Origin of the sequence: Nocardioides sp. AX2bis, assembly GCF_902506435.1 — a bacterium.
Taxonomy (GTDB): Bacteria; Actinomycetota; Actinomycetes; order Propionibacteriales; family Nocardioidaceae; genus Nocardioides.
This window is the reverse complement of sequence record NZ_LR733215.1, coordinates 1,786,503-1,811,226: the sequence shown is the minus strand read 5'-3', so window position 1 is coordinate 1,811,226 and position 24,724 is coordinate 1,786,503. Positions and strand designations below refer to the sequence as shown.

Here is a 24,724-nt window from a genome sequence, read left to right as displayed (position 1 = left end):
CAGCGCGGACATCTCGTCGTCGTCGAGGGCGGCCAGCGGGGGTCGTACGCGGCGGTTGTCCAGGACGCCGAGCAGCTCGAGCGCGGCCTTGGCGGTGGTGGCGCCGTAGTTGGCCGGCCCCATCACGGCGTCGACCGCGGGCTGCATGGCGGCGTGGAGCTCGAGCGCGCGGGCGGGGTCGCCGGCGTGGAAGGCGCGCACCATCTCGGCCAGCTGCTCGCCGACCACGTGGCCCGCGACGCTGACGACGCCGGCCGCGCCGTGGGCCAGCCAGGCCAGGTTCATGGCGTCGTCGCCGGAGTAGACGGCGTAGCCGAGCTGCCGCAGCCGCAGCCCCCGGGCGAGGTCGGCGGTCGCGTCCTTGACCGCGACGACGGGGTCCCAGGCGATCGCCTGCTCGTAGACGTCCATCGAGATGGTCGTGGCGGTGCGCCCGGGCACGTCGTAGAGCATCACCGGCACGTCGGTGGCCTCGACCACGCTGCGGAAGTGCAGCAGCACCCCGGCCGGCGAGGGCTTGTTGTAGTACGGCGTGACCAGCAGCAGGCCGTCGGCGCCGACCTCGGCGGCCTGGCGGGCCAGCTGCACCGAGTGGGCGGTGTCGTTGGTGCCGACGCCGGCGACCACCACGGCACGGTCGCCGACGGCGTCCTTGACCGCAGCCAGGATCGCGCCGTCCTCGCGGACCGTGGTCGTCGGGGACTCCCCCGTGGTGCCGGAGACGACGACGCCGTCGTGGCCGTGCTCGACCAGGTGCACCGCGATCCGTGCGGTGCCCTCGAGGTCGACCCCGCCGTCCGCGTCGAACGCCGTGGCCATCGCCGTGAGGACCCTGCCGAACGGGGCCGCGGGGGTGGAGGTCATGGCGGCACGTTATCGCCCGAGCAGCCGCTCGTAGAGCACGAGGTGCGCGCGCGCCGCGCGGTCCCAGGTGTAGGACGCCGCCACCGCGCGTCCCGGCGCCGGGTCCGGCGGCGCGGACAGCACCCCGGCCAGCACCCCGGTCAGCGCCGCGGTGGTGCCCGGCGGGTCCGCGGCGTAGGCGACGGCGTCGCCGAGGACCTCGCGCAGCACCGGGAGGTCCCGCGCGACCACGGGCACGCCCGCGGCCAGCGCCTCCATCGCGGCCAGCCCGAACCCCTCCTTGGTCGAGACCATCGCCAGCACGTCGGCCTGCGCCACGAGCGCCGGCAGCTCGTCCTCGCCGAGCGTGCCGAGGACGACCGGCTCGACGCCGAGCTCGGCACAGCGCCGGTCGAAGGCCGCGCGGTAGTCGCGGTAGTCGAAGAGCGTCTCGCCGCCACCGAGGACGAGCCGGCGCGTGGCGCGCAGGTCGGGCGGCAGCGCGGCGTACACCTCGAGCAGGTCGAGGCTGGCCTTGCGCGGCTCGATGCCGCCGAGGGCCAGGACGTAGCGACCGAGCCGGTCGGCCCACCGCGACCGGCCGGCGGCGTCCTGGGCCCCGGCCGCGAACCGGGCGGCGTCGACGCCGTTGGGGATGACGGTGGCCACGCGGCCCCACCCGTCGCGCACCTCGCCGGCCACCGCGGCCGACACGCAGACCAGGTCGCTCGGCGCCGCGACGGCGCGGTCGTGGCAGGCGGCCAGCTCGGGGGTGGTGAAGGTGTCGAGGTGGTGCACCGTGCGGACGCAGGGCAGCGCGGCGTTGGCCGAGATGCAGTCCTGGGCGTGCACCACGTCGTACGCCTCCCGCGCCGCGTCGAAGACGTCGCCGAGGACGGCGATCGATCGCACGATCCGCTCCCCCACCGTCTCGTCGGCGACCTCGGGGAAGGGCACGGCGCGGACGCCGACCCTCGGGTCGACCGGGCGGAAGAACGCGGCGTCACCGCCGCGGGCCAGGGTCCACACGTCGACGCGGACGCCGAGCGCGACCAGCGCCTCGGCCAGCGCGAGCGTGTGGACGACCCCGCCGCGGGGGCGGGTGGAGTAGGTCAGCAGGGCCACCCGGGGCGGTGTGGTGCCGACGGCCGGGCCGGAGACGATCACGGGCGCACCTCCGCTGCCGACGCGCGGTAGGCGGCGGGCACGAGCTCGTCGAGGTGGTGCAGCACGCGGCGGGCGCGCGCGACCTCGGCGGCGACATCGACCTCGGCGACGGCCAGGCCGCCCTTGGCCCCGGTCCGGGCCAGGACGTCACCGCCCGGACCGACCACCTTGGCCTGGCCGAGGAACCGCAGCCCGCCCGTCACGCCGGTCTGGTTCGACGACGCCCACACGACCTGGTTCTCCGCGGCGCGGGCCTGGTCGTACAGGTCGAAGAGCCGGGCCTGGCGATCGCGCGGGAGCCTCGAGGCGCGGTCGGTGACCGAGGCCGGCCACGCGGACAGGCAGGCGACGGTCTCCGCTCCGCCGAGGGCCAGGGTGCGCGCGGTCTCGGGGAAGGTCTTGTCGTAGTCGATGAGCATCCCGAGCCGGCCGACCGGGGTGTCGAAGGCGCGGAAGGTGTCGCCGGCGGCGTAGACGAGCGCCTCGCCGGCCGGCTGGTGGACCTTGCGGTGCCGGCCCAGGACGCCGTCGCCGTGCACGCACACCGCGGCGTTGTAGAGCAGGGTCCGGTCGCCGACGGGGACCTCCTCGGCGTACCCCAGGCAGACCACCATGTCGCGGGCGGCGGCGCGCACCCGGGCCACCTCCGGGCCGTCCTCGGACAGACCGGGCGGCAGCGAGTCGGGGTCGGGCCGGCGCAGGTCCGAGAGGTAGCCGCCGAGCGTGGCGTCGGGCAGGACCAGCAGCCCGACCCCGGCCTGGCGGGCGGCGCCGACGACGCCCTCCACCTTGTCCAGGGCCCTGCCCACGTCCCTCCCGAAGTGGCCCGCGACCGCGCCGATCCGGAGCGCGGGCACGTCTCAGCCGACCCGGGCCGTCGCGGGCGCGGCCGTACGGCGGGACCCGGTGATGCAGGAGACGACGTGCTCGGCGTCCGCGGCGATGCCCAAGAACCGCCCCGAGCCCCACGTGTGCAGCCAGGGCAGGCCGAGGAAGTAGAGGCCGGGCACGGCGGTGACGCCGCGGGTGTGGGCGGGGCGGCCGTTGCCGGCGAAGACGCCGACGTCCACCCAGCGGTAGTCGGCGCGGTAGCCGATGGCCCACACGATGCTGGTGACGCCCTCGGCCACCAGGTCGAGGACGGCCGGGTCCTCCTCCGGCGCCCAGACGGGCTCGTAGGAGGAGGCCGGGGGCGCGTCGAGGCCCTCCCGCTCGACGAACCGGTCGACGTCGCGGTTGATGGAGCGGTACGTCGCGTCGGCCGCGTCGAGCGCCGCGGTGAGCGTGGGCAGGAAGCGGACCTGGGTGTCCTCGCCGCCCTCGAGCAGGCCGTAGAGGCGCATCCCGTCGGCGGCGAACGCGCGGAGGTCGATGTCGCGGCCACCGTCGCGGCCGGTGACGTAGTGGTTGGTCTTCTCCCGCGCGGCGGAGCCGCCGGGGTAGGAGGCGACCGGGGTGTCGTAGAGCCCCATGTCGCAGAGCCAGGTCATGACGTCGCGGCCGCGGTAGCGGCGCGCCACCCGGGGCGCGTCGCCGACCGCGAGGTGGACCTGGCGGCCGGCGAGGTGGAGGTCCTCGGCGATCTGGGCGCCGGACTGCCCGGAGCCGACGACCAGGACGGCGCCGTCGGGCAGCTGGCCGGGGTGGCGGTAGTCCGCCGACTGCAGCTGGGTGACCGCCGGGTCGAGCGCGGGCGCCCAGGGCGGGACGATCGGCAGGTGGTAGCCGCCGGTGGCCACCACGACGTGGTCGGCGGTCATGGTCGCCGGGCCGTCGGGACCGTGGGCGGTGAGCTCGAACCCGCCGCCGTCACGCTCGGCGAGCCGGGTCACCGCCGTGTGCTCGCGCACCGGCGGGCCGAAGGTGGCGGGGTAGCCGGCCAGCCAGGCCACGACCTCCTCGCGGGTCATGAAGCCGTCGGGGTCGGGGCCGTCGTAGGCGTAGCCCGGCAGCCGGCACTGCCAGTTGGGCGTGACCAGGGTGAAGGAGTCCCAGCGGCTGTCGGTCCACTCGTGCGTCAGGGTGCGGGCCTCGAGCACGACGTGGTCGACGCCGTCGCGGGTCAGGCACCAGCTGGTGGACAGCCCCGCCTGGCCACCGCCGACGACGACGACCTCGTGGTGCTCGGTCGGGCCGGTCCGGTCGGACGGGCCGGTCTGGTGGGACGGGGTCATCGGGTCTCCTCCGGGAGCGGTGGCCACATCGCGACCACCTCGACGAGGGCGGTGGGGTCGTAGGCCGCGGCGGAACGACGGACCTGGGCGGTGGTGGCGGCCGCGGACGTGCAGGCGAACCCGTACCGCTCGCGGACCCGGTCGCTGGCGGTGGCCATCGCGCGGGCGGCACGGTCGGTCAGCTCGGTGACGGTGTAGGTCGCGCCCGCGGCGAGGTGGTCGTGCACCACCAGCGACGGCGAGTAGCACTCCTCCACCCGGCCGTCGGGCCAGCGGACGGCGAAGCTCATCTCAGGCATGCGCGGCCACCCGGTCGTAGTCGTAGAGCTCCGGGCGGCGGTCGCCGAGGTGGAACATCGAGCGGCGCGCGGTGCCGAGGACGTCGTCGACGTCCAGGGTGGCCACGGCCATCCCGGCGTCGGCGCCCGTGGAGGCGAGCACGTCCCCGCCCGGGCCGACGACCTTGGCGTGGGAGACGAAGCGCAGCGAGCCGAACGTGCCGGCCTGGTTGGAGGCCAGCCACACGACCTGGTTCTCCAGGGCGCGGGCCTGGTCGAAGATGTTGAAGCGGTGGGTCCACCGGTCCTCGACGATCGAGCCGGCGGTGGCGGTGCGCGAGGCCGGCCAGGCCGAGATGCAGGCGATGATCCCGGCGCCGTCGAGGGCCAGGGCGCGGGCCGACTCGGGGAACGCCTTGTCGTAGCAGATCAGGGCCCCGACCCGGCCGGCCGGCGTGTCGAAGGCGCGCAGGTCCTCCCCAGCCTCGTAGTGCAGGTCCTCCCCCAGCGGCTGGTGGACCTTGCGGTGCACCCCGAGCACGCCCTCGCCGCTGACGACGGCGGCGCTGTTGTAGCGCCGGGGCCCGTCCGCCTCGCAGAACCCGACCACCAGCGTCATCTCCCGCGCGGCCGCGGCGACGCGCCGCAGCTCGGGTCCGTCGAGCTCGAGGACCGGGGGCAGCGAGTCGGGCGCCTCATCGTGGGTGCCGTCGCGGCCCCGCCCCAGGGCCGAGAGGTAGCCGCCGAGGCAGGCCTCGGGCAGCGCCAGGACGGACACCCCGCGTGCCCTGGCCTGGGCGGTGAGGGTCTCGACCTGGGCCAGGTCGGCCTCCAGGTCCCGGCTGAAACCGGCGGCGACAGCCGCCACGCTGGTGCTCATCGGTGGTCCTCTCGATGGGGGTGGAGGGTCGTACGGCCGGCCGCGCCGAGCCCGGTGACCCCGGCGGCCACGGCCTCGGTGACCACGCCGTCGGGCCAGCGCAGGCCGACGCCCGTACCGGCCTCGAGCGCGCCGCAGGTCGCGGAGGTGAGGAAGCCGGGGAGGGCGTCGCCGGGCGCGCCGGGCGTGCGGGACGGGGCGTCGGTGGTGACGACGGCGAAGCCGGGGAAGCAGGTCAGCCAGTCGCCGGCCGCGGCGTCGGCCGGGGCGGGGACGTCGGCGACGTCGAGCACGGCGCGGCAGCCGCCGGCCTCGGCGAGCATGCCCACCGTGCCGACGAGACCGGCCATGGAGACGTCCTTGGCGGCGGCCGGGGCCAAGGTCGGGACGACCCCGGCCAGCGACTGCAGCTCGGCGGACGTGCGGTGGGAGGAGGAGTCCCACTGGGCGCCGGTGTAGCCCGGTCGCCAGCCGCCGCCGAGGTCGGCGGTGACCCGCACCGCGTGGCCGGGGCGACCGCCGGCGCCGGGGACGGGCGAGGCGACGCGGCCCAGCGCGGTGACCGAGAGGGCGGCGGGGACACCGGTCTGGGTGTGCCCCCCGAGGACCGGCACGCCCCAGGCGCGGGAGGCCTCGCCGAGCCCGCGCAGGATGCGGCGGGTGAAGGAGGCGTCGCGCCCGGCGACGGCGTCGAGCAGCCCGACGGGCGTGGCGCCCATCGCGCAGAGGTCGTTGACGTTGACCAGGACCGCGCACCAGCCGGCCCACTCCGGGTCGCGCTCGACCATCGCGGGCAGGATCGCGTCGCAGGCGGCCACCAGGTCGCTGCCGGGCACCGGTGAGGCGTCGTCGCCGAGGAACCCGGCCGGGCTCGCGACGAGGCCGTCGAGCAGCCCGCCGAGCGCGGCCTTGGTCGAGGCCACCAGCCGCTGCACCCGGGCGACCGGCCAGTCGACCTCGACGTGGGGGTGGCCGTGCAGGTGGGTGTGGCCGCGGACCTGCCAGCCGAGGCGGCGGAACAGCACCTCGTTCTGCGCCTGCACGGTGGCGTCGAAGCGCAGGGCCCCGGCCGACTCGGCCTCGGCGCAGGCCGCGCGCACGAGGGAGGCACCGACCCCCAGCCCGAGGCGGGCGCCGGGGGCGACGACCAGGCGCGAGCCCCGCCACCATCCCGGGTCGCGTCCCGGGGCGACCGCAGGGTGGTGCGCGGGGTGGACCCGGACCCCGCCGAGCACGTCGCCGTCCGGGGAGCGGGCGACGAGCACGCGGGTGCGGGGGTCGTCGTCGACGTCGTCCGCGTCGGTCGTGGCGAAGAGGCCCTGCTCGGCCACGAACACGTCGTGGCGCAGCCGGCGGTAGGCGGCGAGGTCGGCGCCGGCGGCGGGCACGACGACGTACGCCTCGGGGTCGACGGCGGCGGGGGTGCGCGGGCGTCCGGTGAGGACGACGTCGCCGACCAGCCCGGTCACGACGCCTGCTCCGCGGCCGACGGGCAGGCGCCGAGGGCCGAGCAGGCGCCGCAGGCCGCGCAGCCGGCGGCCTGGTCGGCCCCGGCCATCCCGGCCTCGCGCAGGGCCTCGGCGACGCGGGAGGTGACGTCGTAGACCAGCTCGTGGGGCGGGGCGCCGACGCCGTCGACATCGGTGGCCAGCGTGCCGGCCAGGGGACGGAACGGCACGACGAAGGGGTAGACACCCAGGGCGATCAGCTCGCGGGCGCCGGCGACGAGCTCGTCGGGGTCCTCGCCGAGCCCGATCAGCAGGTAGGTCGAGACCTGGTTCCAGCCGAAGACGCGGACGGCCTCGGCCCAGGCCGCGCGGTACTCGGCCATCGGCACGACGCCCTTGGAGGGCATCCAGCGGCGGCGTACGTCGTCGTCGAGCGACTCGACGTGGATGCCGATCGAGCGGGCACCGGCGTCGTACAGCTCCTGGATCGTGGCGAGGTCGCCGGGCGGCTCGCACTGCACCTGGATCGGCAGGTCGGGCAGCACCTCGCGGACCGCGCGCACGCAGCGGGCGAGGTGGGTGGCGCCGCGGTCGCGGCCGTTGGAGGTGCCGGTGGTCATCACCATCTGGCGGATGCCGTCGAGCTGGTACGCCGCCTGGGCCACCTCCGCGACCTGGGCCGGTGTCTTGACCGCGACGGTCGAGCCCTGGCGCAGCGACTCCTCGATCGCGCAGAACCGGCAGCGCTCGGCCTCCTCGTAGCGCACGCAGGTCTGCACGACCGTGGTGGCCAGCACGTTGGCGGAGTGCAGGCGGGCGAGCTTCTCGTAGGGCACGCCGTCGGCGGTGGTGAGGTCGTAGAACCGGGGGCGGGCCACCGACTCGACGCCCATCCCGGTGTCGGCACCGTCGAGCAGGAGGCGCCCACCGCTCACGGAGTAGGGGCTGCGGGGGTTGAGCGGGACGGCCGCGCCGACGCCGTCGAGGAGCACGTGACCGTCGTCGCTGGGGCCTGCGCCGGCGCGACGCGCGACGGGCGCGTCGAGCAGGCGGATGCCCTGGATCGCGACGTCGACGCGGGTCGAGCGCGGGGACGGGGTGTGCGGCGCGGCCATCTCGCGCCTCAGAGGTTGTAGACGGAGTTGATGATGGCGCCCTTGTTGGCGTAGTGGATGACCGCGTCCTGGACGTCGAGCGGGTGCGCCGGGATGACGCCCTCGATCACGTCCTCCTCGCGGCAGCCGTGCAGGGCGAGCCCGAAGCGGCAGCAGAAGACCGTGCCGCCCTCGGCGATGAAGGTCTTCACGGAGTCGTTCATGTTCTGGTTGCCGGGGAAGGCCACGTCCCCGGTGGTCGGGAAGCCGCGGGTGTCCATGCAGGCCAGGGCGCCGGGGCCGTAGAAGTAGAGCGCCGACTCGAAGCCCTTGCGCAGCGCTCGGGTGGCCTGGAGGACGGCGACGAAGCTGACCGACGACTCGTGCGGGATGCCGTGCACCAGCGTCAGGTAGCTCTGGCCCTCGGAGGCCTGGTAGTCGGGGAAGATCTTGGTCGAGCCGTAGAGGTTCGTCCCCTTGGCCTGCGAGGGGTGCGGGATCTCCCCCACGGACTTCTCGATGTTGGCCATGATCTCGTCGTCGAACGCGGGCATCGCTTCTCCTGTGGGTCGGGTCGGTGCTGGTGGGTGGGGCCGGGTGGTGCTGCTCTCAGCCGTAGAGGGCTTCGAAGTTCTCGGTGAAGAAGGTGCGGGCGAGGTCGCCGTCGCCGGCGGCCGCGCTCAGGCGGGCGTGCTCGCCGGCGAAGTCGCCCCAGGGGGTGTCCGTGGCGAACAGGACGCGGTCGTGGCCGACCCCGCGCCGCTCGATCTCGGCGACCAGCCAGGTCGGGGCGAAGCCGATGGCCCACGAGGTGTCGGTGTAGACCTGCTTGCCGGCCTCGATCCAGTCGAAGAGCCGGCCACCGATGAGCTTGAGGTGACCGCTCATCCCGCCCCCGAGGTGCACGAGGTGGATCCGGGTGTCGTCGCCGTAGCGGTCGACCAGGTGGCCGATCCGGTCGACGTCGGAGGCGGCGCCGGGGCTGGTGTGCACGTGCACGACGAGGTCGTGCGCGGCCGCGGTCGTGAAGATCCGGTCGAGCTGCTCGGCGCAGTCCGGGTCGTCGGGGTCGCCGCCGAGCAGGAAGCTGGTCTTGAGCGCGGCCACCCCCTCCTCGCCGACGAGGGCGAGGGCGTCGTCGTTGCGCGCCGCGTCCGAGGCCTTCGGCGAGACCCACAGGCCGCACCGCACCCGGTCGTCGGCCTGCGCCGCCTCGAGCGCCAGGGCGTTCAGGTCGAAGGCGACCTGCGGGTCGGGCACGCCGTAGTTCGGCAGCACCAGCGCCCGCTCGACGCCCTCGGCGTCGAGCGAGGCCAGGAAGTCCCGGACCGTGGCCTTGGCGGTCGTGTCCGGCCGGACCGGCGGCCCGCCGTAGAACGGGTACGCCGGCAGCACGCCGATGTGGCGGTGCGCGTCGTCGATGTGCTTCCCCATGACGACGACACTGCGCGCCGATCGTTTCGGAATGGTTTCGAGAGGAATGCGGAGCCGGACCGGGGACGTAAGGATCGTGTGACCTGTCCCCCGCCCACGTTTCCGGCGCCTACCGCCCCCGCGGCGGCGGTCGAGGAGCGAGCGCCAGCCCCGGTGGTCGAGGAGCGAGCGAAGCGAGCGTCACGAGACCCCAGCAGCAGCCGTACCGCCGCACCGGGGACCCCACCGGCCGCACCAGCGTCGGTGGTCGAGGAGCGAGCGAAGCGAGCGTCACGAGACCCAGCTCGCGATCTGGTGCCACCTGGTGACACCGGATCACGACCTGACCGGCCCCGCGGCGTGCCTGGTCTCGTGACGCTCGCTGGCGCTCGCTCCTCGACCACCGGGGCCACCGCCCGCTCGTCGACCTGACCGTTTCACGCACCAGGTACGTGAAATCCGCAGGTCGAGGTCTCGTGACGCTCGCTGGCGCTCGCTCCTCGACCACCGGGGCCACCGGGCCGACGCCCTCGTCAGCCACCGGTGGTCGAGGAGCGAGGGTCAGCCACCGGTGGTCGAGGAACAAGCGCCAACCACCGGTGGTCGAGGAGCGAGCGAAGCGAGCGTCACGAGACCCAGCTCGCGATCTGGTGCCACCTGGTGACATCGGATCACGACCTGACCGGCCCCGCGGCGTGCCCGGTCTCGTGACGCTCGCTGGCGCTCGCTCCTCGACCACCGGGGAGACCTGGTCTCGTGACGCTCGCTGGCGCTCGCTCCTCGACCACCGGCGCCACCGCTCGCTCCTCGACCACCGGGGGCTAGGGGCGGCGGGTCCACCACACGCGGTCGAAGCCGTCGAGGGGCTCGCGGCGCTCCTCGTGCCAGACGGTCCGGTCGAAGGCCGGGTAGTGGACGTCGCCGGGTGGCGACTGCCGCACCTCGGTCAGCACCTGGGCGTCGGCGACCGGCAGCGCGGCGGCGTAGACCTGGGCTCCGCCGGCGACCATCACCTCGACGTCCCCGCCGTCGGGGCCCGGCCCGGCGACGCCGTCGGCCAGGGCCAGCGCCTGGTCGAGGTCGTGGGCGACCAGGACGCCGTCGGCGGTCCAGGACGGGTCGCGCGTGAGCACGACGGTGGTGCGCCCGGGCAGCGGGCGGCCGATCGACTCGTACGTCGTACGCCCCATCAGCAGCACGTGGCCGAGCGTCAGCCGCTTGAACGTGGCCTGCTCCCCCGGGATCCGCCACGGGATGTCGGGGCCGTCGCCGATGACGCCGTTCTGCGCCACAGCGGCGACTAGGACGACCCTCCTGCCACCGGGGGTCATACGGCGATCGGCGCCTTGATCCCCGGGTGCGGGTCGTAGCCCTCGACCGCGACGTGCTCGAGGTCGAAGCCGTCGAGCGTGGTCACCGACGGGTCCAGCCGCAGCGTCGGCAGCGGGCGCGGCTCGCGGGTCAGCTGGAGGCGGGCCTGCTCGAGGTGGTTGGAGTAGAGGTGCGCGTCGCCCATCGTGTGCACGAAGTCGCCCACCCGCAGCCCGACGACCTGCGCGACCAGGTGGGTCAGCAGGGCGTACGACGCGATGTTGAACGGCACGCCGAGGAACACGTCGGCCGAGCGCTGGTAGAGCTGGCACGACAGCCGCGCCGGGCCGCCGTCGTCGGCCGGTGCGACGTAGAACTGGAACAGCGCGTGGCAGGGCGCGAGCGCCATCTGCGGGATGTCGGCGACGTTCCAGGCCGACACGACGTGGCGTCGCGAGTCGGGGTCGGCCCGCAGCTGCTCGACGACGCGGGCGAGCTGGTCGACGTGGTGGCCGTCCGGGGTGGGCCAGCTGCGCCACTGCGCGCCGTAGACCGGGCCGAGGTCGCCGTGCTCGTCGGCCCACTCGTCCCAGATCGAGATCCCGCGGTCCTGGAGCCACTTCACGTTCGTGTCGCCGCGCAGGAACCAGATCAGCTCGCCGAACACCGAGCGGGTGTGCACCTTCTTCGTGGTGACCAGCGGGAACCCCGCGGTCAGGTCGAAGCGCAGCTGGTGGCCGAAGACGCTGCGGGTGCCGGTCCCGGTCCGGTCGGACTTCTCGACGCCCTCGTCGAGCACGCGCGTGAGGAGGTCGAGGTAGGCCTGCATGCGCCCGAGATTACTCCGCGGCGGGCCCGCCGAGGTCCACGTGCCCGGCCACGGTGGTCCGCGTCGCACCGCCGACCCGCACCACCTCGCCGACCCGGTCGACGTGCACGCGCCCGCGGCGGCCGAGGGCGGTGCCCTGCGAGGCGACGTACGACGCGGGGAGCACGTCCCCGGCGAGCCACTGCCCCAGCCCGGCGTTCAGGCTGCCGGTCACCGGGTCCTCCACCACGCCCAGCCCGGGGCAGAACGCGCGCACCTCGACGGCGGCCTCCGCGCCGGGCGGGTACGCCCCCACGACCCCGACGTCGAGGTCGCCGAAGACCGACCAGTCCGGCTCGACCGCGAGCACCTCCGCCGCGCTGCCCAGCAGCACCCCGACCCAGCCGGGGCCGTTGTCCACCCACGCCGCGTCGACGACGGCGGCCTCGTCCAGCCGCAGCGCGCGGCGTACCCGGGCCAGGTCATCGGCCGAGACCGGCCCCGACCGCAGCAGCGGCGGGGCCTCGAAGGCCAGCCGTCCCCCACCACCGTCGTCACCGGCACCGCGGTGCACGACCACCAGCCCGGCGCCGCACTCCTGCACCACCCTGCCGGGCGCGGCCGCGACCCCACCGGCCTCGAGCCAGGCGTGGGCCGAGCCGAGCGTCGGGTGCCCGGCGAACGGCAGCTCCGCGCCCGGGGTGAAGATCCGCAGCCGGTAGTCCGCGCCGGCGACCGTCGGGCGCAGCAGGAAGGTCGTCTCGGACAGGTTGGTCCACCGCGCGAACGCGGCCATCTGCTCCTCGCTCAGGTCGTCGGCGTCGTGGACCACCGCCACCGGGTTGCCGAGCAGCGGGGCGTCGGAGAAGACGTCGACCTGGGAGAAGCGGTACGACCCCACGGCGCGCACCGGGTCAGGGATGCAGCGACATCGGGCCGTAGACCCGCCGCTGGTCCTCGAGCAGCGTCACCGCTTCGACACCCTCGGCGGCGAGCGCGGCGAACACCTCGCCGACCCAGGACTCGGCGTCGCCCTGGTTGGCGAACCGCTGACCGGCGTACTCCTCGGGCACGTCGACCTCGGCGCCGGCAGCGTCCTCGAAGCGCCACCACCAGGCGCGGTCGCCCTCGACGGCGGGGCGGAAGGTCGCGGGCTGCTCGGGCAGGTTCATCAGTCCTCCCGGACCGTCGTGGCGACGAAGGGCGGGCGCACCACGTCGAAGACCTCGCGGCGGCCGCGCACGTCGACGCCGACCTGGCCGCCGTCCTCGACGACCGTGGACAGCAGCGCGAGGCCGATGCCGGTGCGCAGGGTGGGCGAGAAGGTGCCCGAGGTGACCTGGCCGAGCAGGACGTCGGCGGTCAGCGAGACGCCCATGCCCGGGCGTGGGATGCCGCGGCCGGTGGCCCGCAGGCCGTACAGGCGCCGACGCGGGCCGGCCTCGCGCTCGGCGAGCAGCACGTCGCGGCCCCAGAACGCCTCCTTCTTCCACCCGACGGCCCAGCCCAGGCGGGCCTGGACCGGCGTGATGTCCATCGAGACGTCCTGGCCGTGCAGCGGGTAGCCCATCTCGGTGCGCAGGGTGTCGCGGGCGCCGAGGCCGCAGGGCGTGATGCCGTACGCCTCCCCGGCCGCCAGCAGCGCGTCCCACAGGTCGCCGGCGACCTCGTTCGGGGCCACCAGCTCGTAGCCGCGCTCGCCGGTGTAGCCGGTGCGGCAGACCGTGACCGGACCACCGGCGAGGTGCTGCTCGCCGAAGCTCATGTAGGGGAAGCCACCGAGCAGGCCGACCGCGGCCAGCACCTCGTCGCTGCGCGGGCCCTGCAGGGCCAGCACGGCGTAGTCGCGGTGCCGGTCGGTGACCTCGACCCCGGCGGGCGCGCCGGCGCGGAGCCGGCGCACCACCTCGGCGGTGTTGGCGGCGTTCGGGACGAGCAGGAGGTCCTCGTCGCTGCGGTAGTAGACGATCAGGTCGTCGACCACGCCGCCGGTCTCGTCATCGCAGCACAGCGTGTACTGCGCCCGGCCCGGCCCGATCCGGCCGAGGTCGTTGCTGAGGGTCGCGTTCAGGTACGCCGCCGCGCCCGGCCCGGTCACGGTGGCCTTGCCGAGGTGGCTGACGTCGAAGAGGCCCACGCCGGTGCGCACCGCGGTGTGCTCGGCGACGACGCCGGTGGGGTACTCCAGCGGCATGCTCCACCCCCCGAACTCCGAGAGCTTGGCGCCCAGCGCGAGGTGCCGGTCGTGCAGCGGGGAGAGCAGCGATGCGTCGTCGGACATGCCCGGAAACCTAGCGCAGCGGGCACCCCCCGGAGCCCTGCGGCGGTGCAGGGCGCCCCCGCTATCCTTCGTCGGTGACGACCTACACCCTCCGCTCCGCCAGCCCCGCCAAGACCCGAGCCGACGTCGTGGTGGTCGGCCTGGTCCAGGGCGACGACCGTCCCGAGGTCGCCCCCGGCGGCGAGGACGTCGCCAAGGCCTGGGGCCGCAAGCTCAGCCCGATGCTGGCCTCGCTCGGCGTGACCGGCAAGGCCGGGGAGGTCACCCGGATCCCCACCGCGGGCACCATCTCCTCCCCCGTCCTACTGCTGGTCGGGCTCGGACCCGAGGTCTCGACCACCGCGCTCCGCGCCGCCGCGGGCAGCGCCGCCCGCGCCGCGACCAACGCCGTGTCCCTCGCCCTGGCCCTGCCGGCCACGAGCCCCGCCGAGGTCCGCGCGGTCACCGAGGGCTACCTCCTCGGCTCCTACGCCTTCACCGCCTACAAGGGCACCGGCAAGGACGGCACCGCCGCGAAGACCGACGACAACCCGGCCGACGTGGTGGTCCTGACCGCCGACGCCCGCAAGAAGCCGACCGTCACCGCCTTCGAGGAGGCCCGCGTCGTGGCCGCCGCCGTGGCCACCGCCCGCGACTGGGTGAACACGCCCCCCGGCGACCTCCGCCCGCCCACCTTCGCCCGCGCCGTGGAGGCCGCCGGCAGCGACTTCGTCAAGGAGCACGCCCACGGCCGCGGGACCCCCAAGGTCGGGGTCACCGTCTGGGACGAGGAGCAGCTCGCCGCGCAGGGCTTCGGCGGCCTGATCAGCGTCGGCCGCGGTTCCTCCGAGCCGCCGCGCCTGGTCGAGCTGAGCTACGCCCCCAAGGGCGCCACCACCCACCTGGCCCTGGTCGGCAAGGGCATCACCTTCGACTCGGGCGGGCTGTCCATCAAGCCGGCCCAGGGCATGCACGAGATGAAGTCCGACATGGCCGGCGCCGCCGCGGTCGTCGCCGCCACGCTCGCGGTCGCCGCGCTGCGGCTGCCGGTGCGGGTCACGGCGTACGCCGCGATGGCCGAGAACATGCTCGGCTCCGACGCGACCCGCCCCGGCGACGTCGTGACGATCTACGGCGGGCGCACCGTCGAGGTCCTCAACACCGACGCCGAGGGCCGGATGGTGCTGGCCGACGCCCTGGTCAAGGCCGGGGAGGGCGAGCCCGACCTCGTCGTCGACGTCGCCACCCTGACCGGCGCCATGGTCGTCGCGCTCGGCGACAAGGTCGCCGGGGTGATGGGCGACGACGAGGTCGTGGCCCGGATGCGCGCGGCCGCGCTGGCCGCCGGCGAGGAGTCCTGGCCGATGCCGATCCCCGAGGAGATGCACGAGCGGGTCCGCACCAGCAAGGTCGCCGACCTCGCGCAGGTCGACTGGGTGCGCTGGGGCGGCGGGCTCTACGCCGCGGCCTTCCTGCGCGAGTTCGTCGCCGGGCGCCCCTGGGCGCACCTCGACATCGCCGGGCCCGCCTTCGGCAGCTCCGCGCACGGCCACGTCACCGCCGGCGGCACCGGGTACGGCGTCTCGACCCTCGTCGAGCTGGTCCGCGGCCTGGCCGACCAGGGCTGAGACCGGCCGCCGGCTCGGCCCTCAGAGGCCGAGCTGGCGGCGCTGCTCCTTCTGGCGCTTGTGCTCGCGCGAGTTCCAGTCGCGCATCCGCTGCGGGATGCCGACCAGGCCGGCGTCGTACGACGGGACCTGGTGGTGGTTGCAGAAGTCGTGCGCCCACCCGATCGACGGCACCCGGCGCCGGGTCCACTCGCCGTCGTGCGCGACGAGCAGCAGCGTCACCTCGCTGACCGCGGTGCGCGGCTCGACGAAGCCCTCGACGCCGTGGCGTGCGGTGACGAACTCGAGCAGGTGCTGCTCGTCGACGCGGGACGCCGCACGCACCCGGGTCGAGCCCGTGCGTGCGCCGTCCTTGGCGGGTCTGCTCATCTTCGTACGCCCACCGCCGCGGAAGCGGTCCCAGATCGCCATGCCCCCAGTCTGCCCTGCCGCCCCAGGTCATCCGCGCGCAACGCCGCACGCCACACCCCTGCGGCCCCTGGTCAGGACCCTGGTGGGAAGTGCAAGGATGGGCCCCGCCGACCCTGGCGGCCGGCGCCCACCGCCCGCAGCGAGAGGACCAGCGTGCCCGGACCGGACTTCGACGTGCTCGTCCTCGGCGCGGGCTCGGGGGGGTACGCCTGCGCGTTGCGGGCCGCCCAGCTCGGACTCACCGTCGCCCTGGTCGAGAAGGACAAGGTCGGCGGCACCTGCCTCCACGTGGGCTGCATCCCCACCAAGGCGCTGCTGCACGCCGCCGAGGTCGCCGACTCCGCGCGCGACGCCGGCCAGTTCGGCGTGCGCGCCACGCTCGAGGGCATCGACGTGCCGGCGGTCAACACCTACCGCGACGGCGTCGTCTCCCGCCTGCACAAGGGCCTGACCGGGCTGGTGAAGGGTCGCGGCATCACCACCGTCGCCGGGACCGGCCGGCTGACCGGCCCGCACGAGGTCACGGTCGACGGCACGGCGTACACCGCCCGCCACGTCGTGCTGGCCTCCGGCTCCCGCCCCCGCGTCCTGCCCGGCCTCGAGGTCGACGGCACCCGGGTGCTGACCTCCGAGGACGCCCTGCGCCTCGGGCACGTGCCGGCCTCGGTCGTGGTGCTCGGCGGCGGCGTGATCGGCTGCGAGTTCGCCAGCGTCTGGCGCAGCTTCGGCGCCGAGGTGACGATCCTCGAGGCCCTGCCGCGGCTCGTCGCCGGCGAGGAGGCCGCGTCGTCGGCCGCGCTGCAGCGCGCCTTCCGCAAGCGCGGGATCACCGTGCGCACCTCGACCCCGTTCCAGAGCCTGAAGGAGACCGACGACGGCGTCGCGGTCACCGTCGAGGGCGGTGACGTCATCGAGGCCGAGCTGGTCCTCGTCGCCGTCGGCCGCGCGCCCGTCACCGAGGACCTCGGCTACGAGGAGCACGGCGTCACCCTCGACCGGGGCTTCGTGGTCACCGACGAGCGCTGCCGCACCGGCGTCGAGGGCCTGTGGGCCGTCGGCGACATCGTGCCCGGCCTCCAGCTGGCCCACCGCGGCTTCGCGCAGGGCATGTTCGTGGCCGAGGAGATCGCGGGCCTCGACCCGGCCCCGGTCGACGAGCTCGCCGTGCCCCGCGTGACCTACTCCCACCCCGAGGTCGCCTCGGTCGGGCTCACCGAGGAGCAGGCCGTCGCGCAGCACGGCGCCGACGGCGTCGAGACCCTGACCTACGACCTCGGGGGCAACGGCAAGAGCCAGATCCTCAAGACCCAGGGCTTCGTCAAGCTCGTCCGCCGCACCGACGGACCCGTCGTCGGCGTCCACCTCGTCGGCGAGCGCGTCGGCGAGCTGATCGGCGAGGCCCAGCTGATCTACGGCTGGGAGGCGCACGCCGAGGACGTCGCCCCGCTGGTGCACGCCCACCCCACCCAGAACGAGGCGCTCGGCGAGGCCCACCTCGCCCTCGCCGGCAAGCCGCTGCACGCGCACGGCTGAGCCACCGCCCACCCGACCGCCACGAGCCACCCGTACCCACTGCACCGAAGGAACCCCATGGCCACCGAAGTCAACCTCCCCGAGCTGGGCGAGTCCGTCACCGAGGGCACCGTCACCCGCTGGCTGAAGCAGGTCGGTGACGAGGTCGCCGTCGACGACGCCCTCCTCGAGGTCTCGACCGACAAGGTCGACACCGAGATCCCCTCCCCCGTGGCCGGCACCCTGCTGGAGCAGAAGGTCGCCGAGGACGACACCGTCGAGGTGGGCGGCCTGCTCGCCCTCGTCGGCGACTCCGACGAGGCGTCCTCCTCCGACGACGGTGGGTCGAGCGACCCCGAGCCGGAGCCCGAGCCCGAGCCCGAGCCGGAGCCGGAGCCCAGCACCGAGGAGCCGCAGGCCTCGTCCGACGAGGCCGACGAGCCCGCCGAGGCGCCCGCCGCGAAGCCGTCCTCCGGCGGGGGCGGCGACGCGACCGTCGTGAAGCTCCCCGAGCTGGGCGAGTCCGTCACCGAGGGCACCGTCACCCGTTGGCTGAAGCAGGTCGGTGACGAGGTCGCCGTCGACGACGCGCTGCTGGAGGTCTCGACCGACAAGGTCGACACCGAGGTCCCCTCGCCCGTGGCCGGCACCCTGCTGGAGCAGAAGGTCGCCGAGGACGAGACCGTCGAGATCGGCGCCGAGCTGGCCCTCGTCGGCTCCGGCGAGCCCGCGCAGAGCTCCCCCGAGCCCGAGCCGGAGCCGGAGCCGGAGCCCGAGCCGGAGCCGGAGCCCGAGCCCGAGGCGAAGGAGACCCCGCAGGAGAAGGCCCCCGAGCCCGAGCCGGAGCAGAAGAAGACGGCCACCGAGGAGGCGCCCGCGCCGACGAAGCAGACCGAGCCGTCCGAGCCCGCCGCCGAGAAGCCCTCGCGCAGCGAGGACCCGGGCCAGTACGTCACCCCGCTCGTGCGCAAGCTCGCCGCCCAGCACGACGTCGACCTGTCCTCGGTGACCGGCTCCGGCGTCGGCGGACGGATCCGCAAGCAGGACGTCCTGGACGCCGCCAAGAAGGCCGAGGAGCCCGCACCCGCGGCGGCGCCCGCCGCCCCGGCCGCCGCCTCCGCCCCGGCGGCGTCCGGTGCGAAGCCGACCCCCTCGCCGCTGCGCGGCACCACGGAGAAGATCACGCGGCTGCGCAAGATCATCTCCGAGCGGATGCTGGACTCGCTGCACACCTCGGCCCAGCTGACCCAGGTGGTCGAGGTCGACGTCACCAACATCGCGCGCCTGCGCGACGCGGTGAAGGCCGACTTCCTGGCCCGCGAGGGCGTGAAGCTGTCCTACCTGCCGTTCTTCGCCAAGGCTGCGATCGACGCGCTCAAGGAGCACCCGAAGCTGAACGCGACGATCGACGCCGAGAAGGGCGAGGTGACCTACTTCGACCGCGAGAACGTCGCGTTCGCGGTGGACACCGACAAGGGTCTGCTGACCCCGGTGGTCAAGGACGCCGGCGACCTCTCGATCGCCGGCCTGTCGAAGAAGATCGCCGACGTCGCGCAGCGCACCCGGACCAACAAGATCGGTCCCGACGAGCTGTCCGGCGGCACGTTCACGATCACGAACCTGGGCAGCGTCGGGGCCCTGTGGGACACCCCGATCATCAACCAGCCCCAGGTCGCGATCCTCGGCCCGGGTGCGGTCGTGAAGCGGCCGGTCGTCATCGACGACGCCAACCTCGGCGAGACCATCGCGGTGCGCCACATGGTCTACCTGGCGCTGACCTACGACCACCGCCTCGTCGACGGCGCTGACGCCGGCCGCTTCCTGGCCGACGTCAAGGCCCGGCTCCAGTCCGGTCAGTTCGAGGTCTGAGATGACGCTGCGCGTCGTCCTCGCCGGGGGCTCCGGCTTCCTCGGCACCCAGCTCCGCGAGGCGCTGACCACCCGGGGCCACACGGTCACCCGGCTGGTCCGGCGCCCCGCGGAGGGTCCCGGGGAGTCCACCTGGGACCCGTACGCCGGCGAGGTCGACGCCGCGGTGGTCTCCGCGTCCGACGTGGTGATCAACCTCGCGGGCTCGCCCACCGCCGGCAACCCGCACTCCAAGAAGTGGGCCCGGGACCTGCGGGAGAGCCGGATCACCACGACCACGGTGCTGGCCGAGGCCGTCGCCTCCGCGGCGGCGGGCGGCGCCGCTCCCCCGGCGTTCCTGGCCGGCAACGGGATCTCCTACTACGGCGACCACGGTGACGCCCTGCTCACGGAGTCCTCGGACTCCCGCGGGCACGGCCTGCTGACCGAGGTGACCCGGGAGTGGGAGGCGGCGGCCGAGCCGGCGCGGGCGGCCGGGTCCCGGGTGTGCGTGCTGCGCACGGCCCCGGTGATGGACGCGGCCGCACCGCCGCTGAGCCTGCTGAGGCCGTTGTTCAAGCTCGGCCTCGGCGGACGCCTGGGCAGCGGGCGCCAGCACATGGCGATGATCTCGCTGCGCGACTGGGTGGGCGCGGTGGTCCACCTGGCCGAGCACGACTCGGTCTCCGGCCCGGTCAACCTGTGCTGCGTCGACACCCCGACCAACGCCGCGTTCACCCGGGCCCTGGCCTCGGCCCTGCACCGGCCGTCGTTCGCGGCCGTGCCGGCGCCGTTGCTCAAGGTCGGTGCGGGCGACCTGTCGACCGAGCTGCTGAACTCGCTCAACGTGCGCCCGCAGGCGCTGCTCGACAGCGGCTTCACCTTCGCCGACCCCGACGTCACCGCGGTGGTCGCCAGCGGGCTGGCCCGCCGGCGCTGACCTGCCGCTGACCCGTCGACGGCGTGGTCCGGCCGGGGCCCCTCACGGGGTCCCGGCCGGCACCACCTCGGCCACCTGCCAGGTGGTGCCGTCACGGCGCAGCTCCACGACCCGCGTGCTCGGGCGGTCCCGCCCCAGCCGCAGCACCCCCGGCGCCGCGTCGGCCACCGCGTGCACGCGGAGCCGGTCGGTGACCTCCAGCACGGCGCGCCGCCGGTCGAGGGCGACCACCTCGAGCGCGTCGACCCGCAGCCGCAGCGACCGGACCTCGACCCCGGCCGCCCGCCACCGCTCCAGCAGCGCGGCGTCGCGTTCCCCGGCGGTCGACCCGGGGACGTAGAGCGCTGCCAGGGCGCCGGCGTCGGCGGCCTGCCAGGCCCGTTCCCGGGCCTGGTCCCACGTCCTCAGCAGCCCGGCCGACCACCGCACGGCGCTCGGGGCGGCGGCTCCGCCGGGCGGCGGTGCGCGGACCGGGGCGGCGCCGGCGGCGAGCGCCTGCCGGCCCTCGGGCTCGTCCTCCTCCTCCGGCGGGACCGGACCGTCCGCGGCGGCCAGCCGGGGCTCGGGCTCCCCCGCGCCGAGCCCGAGGAACCCCGCCCCTCCCGGCGTCCCGGTCGCGGACAGCAGCACCACCCCGGCCACGACGAGCGCGGCCAGGCCGGAGCCGAGCAGGGCGAGCCGGGGCGCCCAGGACCGCACGTGGGTGCTCGGACGGCGGGCGACGTGGCGCATGCCCCCGTTCCTACCCCGGACGCGGCCGACGCCGCTGCGGCTCTCCACAGGCCCCGCGGGCACCCCTCGTCCGCGGAGTAGCCTCGACCGACGTGAGCACCCCTGCGTACCTCCGCGACGGCCTCGGACCCGACGCCGTGGACTACCGCGCCGCCTGGGACCGCCAGCGCGTGCTGCACGCCGCGGTCGTCGACGGGTCGCTGCCCGACACCGTCTGGCTCCTGGAGCACCCGCCGGTCTTCACCTGCGGCAAGCGCACCGACGAGCACGAGAAGCCCGTCGACGCGGGGGGCGCCGACGTGATCGACGTCGACCGCGGCGGCAAGATCACCTTCCACGGCCCGGGCCAGCTGGTCGGCTACCCGGTGGTGCGGCTGCCCGACCACGTCAAGGTCGTCGACTACGTGCGACGCGTCGAGGAGGCGCTGATCCGCGCCTGCGGGGAGCTCGGCGTCACCACGGCCCGCATCCCGGGCCGCAGCGGCGTGTGGCTGCGCGCCGACGACCGCGGCCCGGAGCGCAAGGTCGCCGCCCTCGGCATCCGCGTCTCGCGCGGGGTGACCATGCACGGCTTCTCCCTCAACGCCGACGTCGACCTCGGCTGGTACGACCGGTTCGTCCCCTGCGGCATCGCCGACGCCGGGGTCACCAGCCTGAGCCGCGAGCTCGACCGGCACGTCGGCATCGACGAGGTCCTCCCCCACGTCGAGCGGCACCTGAGCGACCTCCTCGCGTGGGAGGCCTACGAGCCGACGCCCGACTACGAGCCGCGCCCCGAGCCCGGCCGCGGGCCACGGGTGCAGGTCCTCAGCCTCTGACCCGTCCGCGCGTCGCAGCGGGTCCGGGGTCCCGGGCTGCTTGACTCGCGCCGGACCCGGGCGGGCGCCCGGGCGGGACGGAGCAGCCGTGAGCGACCTCGCCGACCCGGGCGACACCGGGGACCTGGTGATCGCCACGCGCGGTCTGCGCAAGGAGTTCCGCAGCCTGCGGCACGGCCACCACGTGGCGGTGCAGGACCTCGACCTCGCGGTCCCCCGGGGCGGCGTCCACGGCTTCCTCGGCCCCAACGGCTCGGGCAAGACCACCACGATCCGGATGCTGCTGGGGCTGGCCCGACCCACCGCCGGGACGATGCGCCTGCTCGGGGAGCCGGTGCCGAGCCGGCTGCCGGTCGTGATGGGTCGGGTCGGCGCGGTGGTGGAGTCGCCGAAGTTCTCCCCCGGGTTCACCGGACGCCAGAACCTGCTGCTGCTCTCCCGTGGGATCGGTGCCCCCGACGCTCGCGTCGACGAGGCCATGGAGACCGTCGGTCTCGGTCAGCGCGGCACGGACCGCTACCGCGGCTACTCCCTGGGCATGAAGCAGCGCCTGGCCATCGCCGCGACCCTGCTCAAGGAGCCCGAGCTGCTGATCCTGGACGAACCCACCAACGGCCTCGACCCCGCCGGCATCCGGGAGATCCGCGAGACCATCCGCGACCTCGGCAGCAGCGGGGTCACGGTGCTGCTCTCCAGCCACATCCTGGCCGAGGTGCAGCAGGTGTGCGACGCGGCCACCATCATCGGCCGGGGCCGGATGCTGGCCAGCGGCCGTGTCGACGACCTCGTCGCCGGCACCGGCACGTCGACCTGGCGGGTGCGGGCGGCCGGGACCGACCAGCTCGACCGGGCCCTGGCGGCCGGCGGCTACAGCGCCCGCCCCGACACCGACCCCGCCGCCCGGGTCGTCGAGGCCGACGACCCCGCCGCCCTCAACCGGGCGCTGGGCGGGGCCGGGGTGTGGCTCACCGAGCTGGTCCCGCTGCGCCGCGACCTGGAGACGGTGTTCCTCGAGCTCACCTCCGCCGACACGCTGGGCGGCACGCAGGGCGGCACCACGACGGACGGCACCACGACGGACGGGGGCGTCCAGTGATCCGCGCGACCCGGGTGGAGCTGACGCGGCTGCGGTGGCGCCGCGCGGTCGTCCTGCTGCTGGTGGCCGCCGTCGTCGTCCCGCTGGCCATCGCGGTGGTCATCGGCTGGCAGACCCGTCCGGTCACCGACGCGGAGCTGGAGCGCGCCGAGCAGCAGGTCGCGCGCGAGGTCGAGCAGCCCTACTACCAGCGGCAGCTCGAGCGCTGCACCGAGCGCCCCGAGCGGTACGGCGTGGGCCCCCGCGTCGCGGACCTCGACGACCCGGCCGCGGTGGCCGCGGCCTGCGAGGAGCAGAGCCTGCCCCAGGTCGACTGGTTCCTGCAGCGCAGCCCGCTCGACCTGGGTCGGGTCTACGCCGACACCGTCGGGGTCGCGGTCGTCACGGTGCTGGGCCTGCTGATGATCCTGGTCGGCGCCACCTTCGCCGGCCACGACTGGAACACCGGCTCGATGGGCAACCAGCTGCTCGTGGAGAGCCGGCGCACCCGTACCTGGGCCGCGAAGGGGCTCGCGGTCCTGCTGGTCGGGCTGGTCCTCGCCGCCGTCGTGCTCGCCGCGTTCTGGGGCGGGCTGGCCGGCCTGGCCTCGCTGCGCGGGGAGCCGGTCGGCGACGCCGTCCCCGGCCTGGTGTGGTCGCAGTCGTGGCGCGGGGTGCTCCTGGTGGCCGGGGCCGGCCTCGGCGGGTACTTCCTCACCATGCTGATGCGCAGCACGGTGGCCACGCTGGGGCTGCTCTTCGTCGCCGCGGTCGTCGTGCCGCTGCTGCTGTCGGTCAGCGGGATCGACGGCAACGAGCGCCTGCAGCCGCAGTACAACGCGCTGGCCTGGCTGACCGGTCCGCTGTCGTTCCCGCAGTTCGACGCGTCCTGCCAGGACGTCCGCGGCGACCGGGACGCCCGGGTGGCCGCGGGGTGCGTCGTGGTCGTCGACCGCACCGACGCGGTGGTCTACCTCGGCGGGCTCCTCCTGATCGCCGGCGGCGCGTCGCTGGTCTCCTTCGGTCGTCGCGACGTGGCCTGAGTCCGCACCCGGAGGGTCGGGCCCCCGGGCGTACAGTTGACCGACGTGACGACCTCTTCCACCGCCCCCGACGGTCGCAAGCTCCTGCGTCTGGAGGTCCGCAACGCCGAGACCCCCATCGAGCGCAAGCCCGAGTGGATCAAGACGAAGGCCTCGATGGGCCCGGAGTACACCGAGCTGAAGAAGCTGGTGAAGGCCGAGGGCCTCCACACGGTGTGCCAGGAGGCCGGCTGCCCCAACATCTACGAGTGCTGGGAGGACCGCGAGGCCACCTTCCTCATCGGCGGTGACCAGTGCACCCGCCGCTGCGACTTCTGCCAGATCGACACCGGCAAGCCGCAGGCGCTCGATCGCGACGAGCCGCGCCGCGTCGCCGAGTCGGTGCGGACGATGGGTCTGCGGTACGCCACCATCACCGGCGTCGCCCGTGACGACCTCCCCGACGGCGGCGCCTGGCTCTACGCCGAGACGGTCAAGCAGATCCACGAGCTCAACCCCGGCACCGGTGTCGAGAACCTGATCCCGGACTTCAACGCCGTGCCCGAGCAGCTCGCCGAGGTCTTCGAGTCCCGTCCCGAGGTGCTGGCGCACAACGTCGAGACCGTGCCGCGGATCTTCAAGCGGATCCGCCCGGCCTTTCGCTACGAGCGCTCGCTGGGCGTGCTGACCTCCGCCCGCGACTTCGGCCTGGTCACCAAGTCCAACCTGATCCTGGGGATGGGCGAGACCCGCGAGGAGGTCTCGCAGGCGCTGCGCGACCTCCACGAGGCCGGCTGCGAGCTGATCACGATCACGCAGTACCTGCGCCCCTCGGCCCGCCACCACCCCGTCGAGCGGTGGGTCAAGCCCGAGGAGTTCGTGGAGCTGGCGACCGAGGCCGAGGAGATCGGGTTCTCCGGCGTCCTGTCGGGCCCGCTCGTCCGCTCGTCCTACCGCGCCGGACGGCTGTACCGTCAGGCGATGGACGCCCGCCAGGGCGCCACCGTCTGACGCTCGGCCCGACCGGGCCTGACCGACCCACCCGCGCGAGGAACTCGAGGA

24 protein-coding genes and 1 pseudogene are annotated in these 24,724 nt (G+C 74.9%); 8 read left to right on the top strand and 17 right to left on the bottom strand.

All coding sequences use genetic code 11. From position 1 onward, the window contains the following. From dapA to gcvT, 15 genes and pseudogenes are all read right to left on the bottom strand, one after another. A pseudogene (gene dapA, locus GV155_RS08675) lies at nt 1–819 on the bottom strand (4-hydroxy-tetrahydrodipicolinate synthase); the annotation flags it as partial. A 54-nt stretch (nt 820–873) separates the two neighbouring features. Then, on the bottom strand, nt 874–2,010 hold the full coding sequence (locus GV155_RS08670) for an MSMEG_0565 family glycosyltransferase (RefSeq protein WP_236554184.1): 1,137 nt from the start codon (nt 2,008–2,010) through the stop codon (nt 874–876). After that, a complete protein-coding gene (locus tag GV155_RS08665; protein ID WP_160007145.1) occupies nt 2,007–2,867 on the bottom strand; it encodes a carbon-nitrogen hydrolase family protein in 861 nt (286 codons plus the stop codon). The genes GV155_RS08670 and GV155_RS08665 overlap by 4 nt, the downstream gene beginning before the upstream one ends. A 3-nt stretch (nt 2,868–2,870) precedes the next feature. Further along, nucleotides 2,871–4,184 (bottom strand): MSMEG_0569 family flavin-dependent oxidoreductase, encoded by a 1,314-nt coding sequence (locus GV155_RS08660; protein WP_160007144.1) that lies wholly within the window; start codon nt 4,182–4,184, stop codon nt 2,871–2,873. Next, nucleotides 4,181–4,483, bottom strand: coding sequence for an MSMEG_0570 family nitrogen starvation response protein (locus GV155_RS08655; RefSeq protein ID WP_160007143.1), 303 nt, complete (start codon nt 4,481–4,483; stop codon nt 4,181–4,183). The genes GV155_RS08660 and GV155_RS08655 overlap by 4 nt, the downstream gene beginning before the upstream one ends. Then, on the bottom strand, nt 4,476–5,342 hold the full coding sequence (locus tag GV155_RS08650; RefSeq protein WP_160007142.1) for a carbon-nitrogen hydrolase family protein: 867 nt from the start codon (nt 5,340–5,342) through the stop codon (nt 4,476–4,478). Before GV155_RS08650 ends, GV155_RS08655 begins: the two co-directional genes overlap by 8 nt. After that, complete coding sequence (locus GV155_RS08645; protein ID WP_201300111.1) at nt 5,339–6,811, bottom strand: MSMEG_0567/sll0787 family protein; 1,473 nt, start codon at nt 6,809–6,811, stop codon at nt 5,339–5,341. Before GV155_RS08645 ends, GV155_RS08650 begins: the two co-directional genes overlap by 4 nt. Continuing rightward, nucleotides 6,808–7,905 (bottom strand): MSMEG_0568 family radical SAM protein, encoded by a 1,098-nt coding sequence (locus tag GV155_RS08640; protein WP_160007141.1) that lies wholly within the window; start codon nt 7,903–7,905, stop codon nt 6,808–6,810. Before GV155_RS08640 ends, GV155_RS08645 begins: the two co-directional genes overlap by 4 nt. An 8-nt stretch (nt 7,906–7,913) precedes the next feature. Then, nucleotides 7,914–8,438: an MSMEG_0572/Sll0783 family nitrogen starvation response protein gene (locus GV155_RS08635; protein WP_160007140.1), complete on the bottom strand. Its 525-nt coding sequence runs from the start codon at nt 8,436–8,438 to the stop codon at nt 7,914–7,916. Between the two features lie 55 nt (nt 8,439–8,493). Further along, nucleotides 8,494–9,318, bottom strand: coding sequence for an amidohydrolase family protein (locus tag GV155_RS08630; RefSeq protein WP_160007139.1), 825 nt, complete (start codon nt 9,316–9,318; stop codon nt 8,494–8,496). An 800-nt stretch (nt 9,319–10,118) separates the two neighbouring features. Then, nucleotides 10,119–10,628: a dihydrofolate reductase gene (locus tag GV155_RS08625; RefSeq protein ID WP_160007138.1), complete on the bottom strand. Its 510-nt coding sequence runs from the start codon at nt 10,626–10,628 to the stop codon at nt 10,119–10,121. Further along, nucleotides 10,625–11,437, bottom strand: a complete 813-nt coding sequence (locus GV155_RS08620; protein WP_160007137.1) for a thymidylate synthase — start codon at nt 11,435–11,437, stop codon at nt 10,625–10,627. The genes GV155_RS08625 and GV155_RS08620 overlap by 4 nt, the downstream gene beginning before the upstream one ends. Before the next feature lie 10 nt (nt 11,438–11,447). Further along, nucleotides 11,448–12,326, bottom strand: coding sequence for a PhzF family phenazine biosynthesis protein (locus GV155_RS08615; protein ID WP_236554180.1), 879 nt, complete (start codon nt 12,324–12,326; stop codon nt 11,448–11,450). Nucleotides 12,327–12,330: 4 nt separating this feature from the next. Beyond that, entirely contained in the window at nt 12,331–12,588 is a 258-nt protein-coding gene (locus GV155_RS08610; protein ID WP_160007136.1) for a hypothetical protein, read from the bottom strand. Continuing rightward, on the bottom strand, nt 12,588–13,697 hold the full coding sequence (gcvT, locus tag GV155_RS08605; RefSeq protein ID WP_160007135.1) for a glycine cleavage system aminomethyltransferase GcvT: 1,110 nt from the start codon (nt 13,695–13,697) through the stop codon (nt 12,588–12,590). The genes GV155_RS08610 and gcvT overlap by 1 nt, the downstream gene beginning before the upstream one ends. 74 nt (nt 13,698–13,771) lie before the next feature. Between gcvT and GV155_RS08600 the strand changes: the two genes are divergently transcribed. Beyond that, on the top strand, nt 13,772–15,304 hold the full coding sequence (locus GV155_RS08600; protein WP_160007134.1) for a leucyl aminopeptidase: 1,533 nt from the start codon (nt 13,772–13,774) through the stop codon (nt 15,302–15,304). A 21-nt stretch (nt 15,305–15,325) separates the two neighbouring features. Here GV155_RS08600 and GV155_RS08595 read toward each other — a convergent pair whose 3' ends face one another. After that, entirely contained in the window at nt 15,326–15,715 is a 390-nt protein-coding gene (locus tag GV155_RS08595) for a hypothetical protein (protein WP_236554178.1), read from the bottom strand. A gap of 153 nt (nt 15,716–15,868) precedes the next feature. Between GV155_RS08595 and lpdA the strand changes: the two genes are divergently transcribed. From lpdA to GV155_RS08580, 3 genes are read left to right on the top strand one after another with little or no spacing between them, the layout of a single operon-like run. Next, nucleotides 15,869–17,248, top strand: a complete 1,380-nt coding sequence (lpdA, locus tag GV155_RS08590) for a dihydrolipoyl dehydrogenase (protein WP_160007133.1) — start codon at nt 15,869–15,871, stop codon at nt 17,246–17,248. Between the two features lie 57 nt (nt 17,249–17,305). Beyond that, entirely contained in the window at nt 17,306–19,096 is a 1,791-nt protein-coding gene (sucB, locus tag GV155_RS08585; RefSeq protein ID WP_160007132.1) for a 2-oxoglutarate dehydrogenase, E2 component, dihydrolipoamide succinyltransferase, read from the top strand. A gap of 1 nt (nt 19,097) precedes the next feature. Next, entirely contained in the window at nt 19,098–20,015 is a 918-nt protein-coding gene (locus GV155_RS08580) for a TIGR01777 family oxidoreductase (RefSeq protein ID WP_160007131.1), read from the top strand. 42 nt (nt 20,016–20,057) lie between these two features. Here GV155_RS08580 and GV155_RS08575 read toward each other — a convergent pair whose 3' ends face one another. Continuing rightward, nucleotides 20,058–20,747, bottom strand: coding sequence for a hypothetical protein (locus GV155_RS08575; RefSeq protein ID WP_160007129.1), 690 nt, complete (start codon nt 20,745–20,747; stop codon nt 20,058–20,060). 92 nt (nt 20,748–20,839) lie between these two features. Here GV155_RS08575 and lipB point away from each other — a divergent pair, with 92 nt between their 5' ends. The 4 genes from lipB (at nt 20,840) to lipA (ending at nt 24,673) form a co-directional block, all read left to right on the top strand. After that, nucleotides 20,840–21,565 (top strand): lipoyl(octanoyl) transferase LipB, encoded by a 726-nt coding sequence (gene lipB, locus GV155_RS08570; RefSeq protein WP_160007127.1) that lies wholly within the window; start codon nt 20,840–20,842, stop codon nt 21,563–21,565. Between the two features lie 88 nt (nt 21,566–21,653). Further along, the gene (locus GV155_RS08565; protein ID WP_201300110.1) at nt 21,654–22,661 is read left to right on the top strand and encodes an ABC transporter ATP-binding protein; all 1,008 of its coding nucleotides are present in this window, start codon (nt 21,654–21,656) and stop codon (nt 22,659–22,661) included. Beyond that, entirely contained in the window at nt 22,658–23,683 is a 1,026-nt protein-coding gene (locus GV155_RS08560) for an ABC transporter permease subunit (RefSeq protein WP_160007125.1), read from the top strand. Before GV155_RS08565 ends, GV155_RS08560 begins: the two co-directional genes overlap by 4 nt. 45 nt (nt 23,684–23,728) lie before the next feature. Then, complete coding sequence (gene lipA, locus GV155_RS08555) at nt 23,729–24,673, top strand: lipoyl synthase (RefSeq protein WP_160007123.1); 945 nt, start codon at nt 23,729–23,731, stop codon at nt 24,671–24,673. The last annotated feature ends 51 nt before the right edge of the window (nt 24,674–24,724 follow it).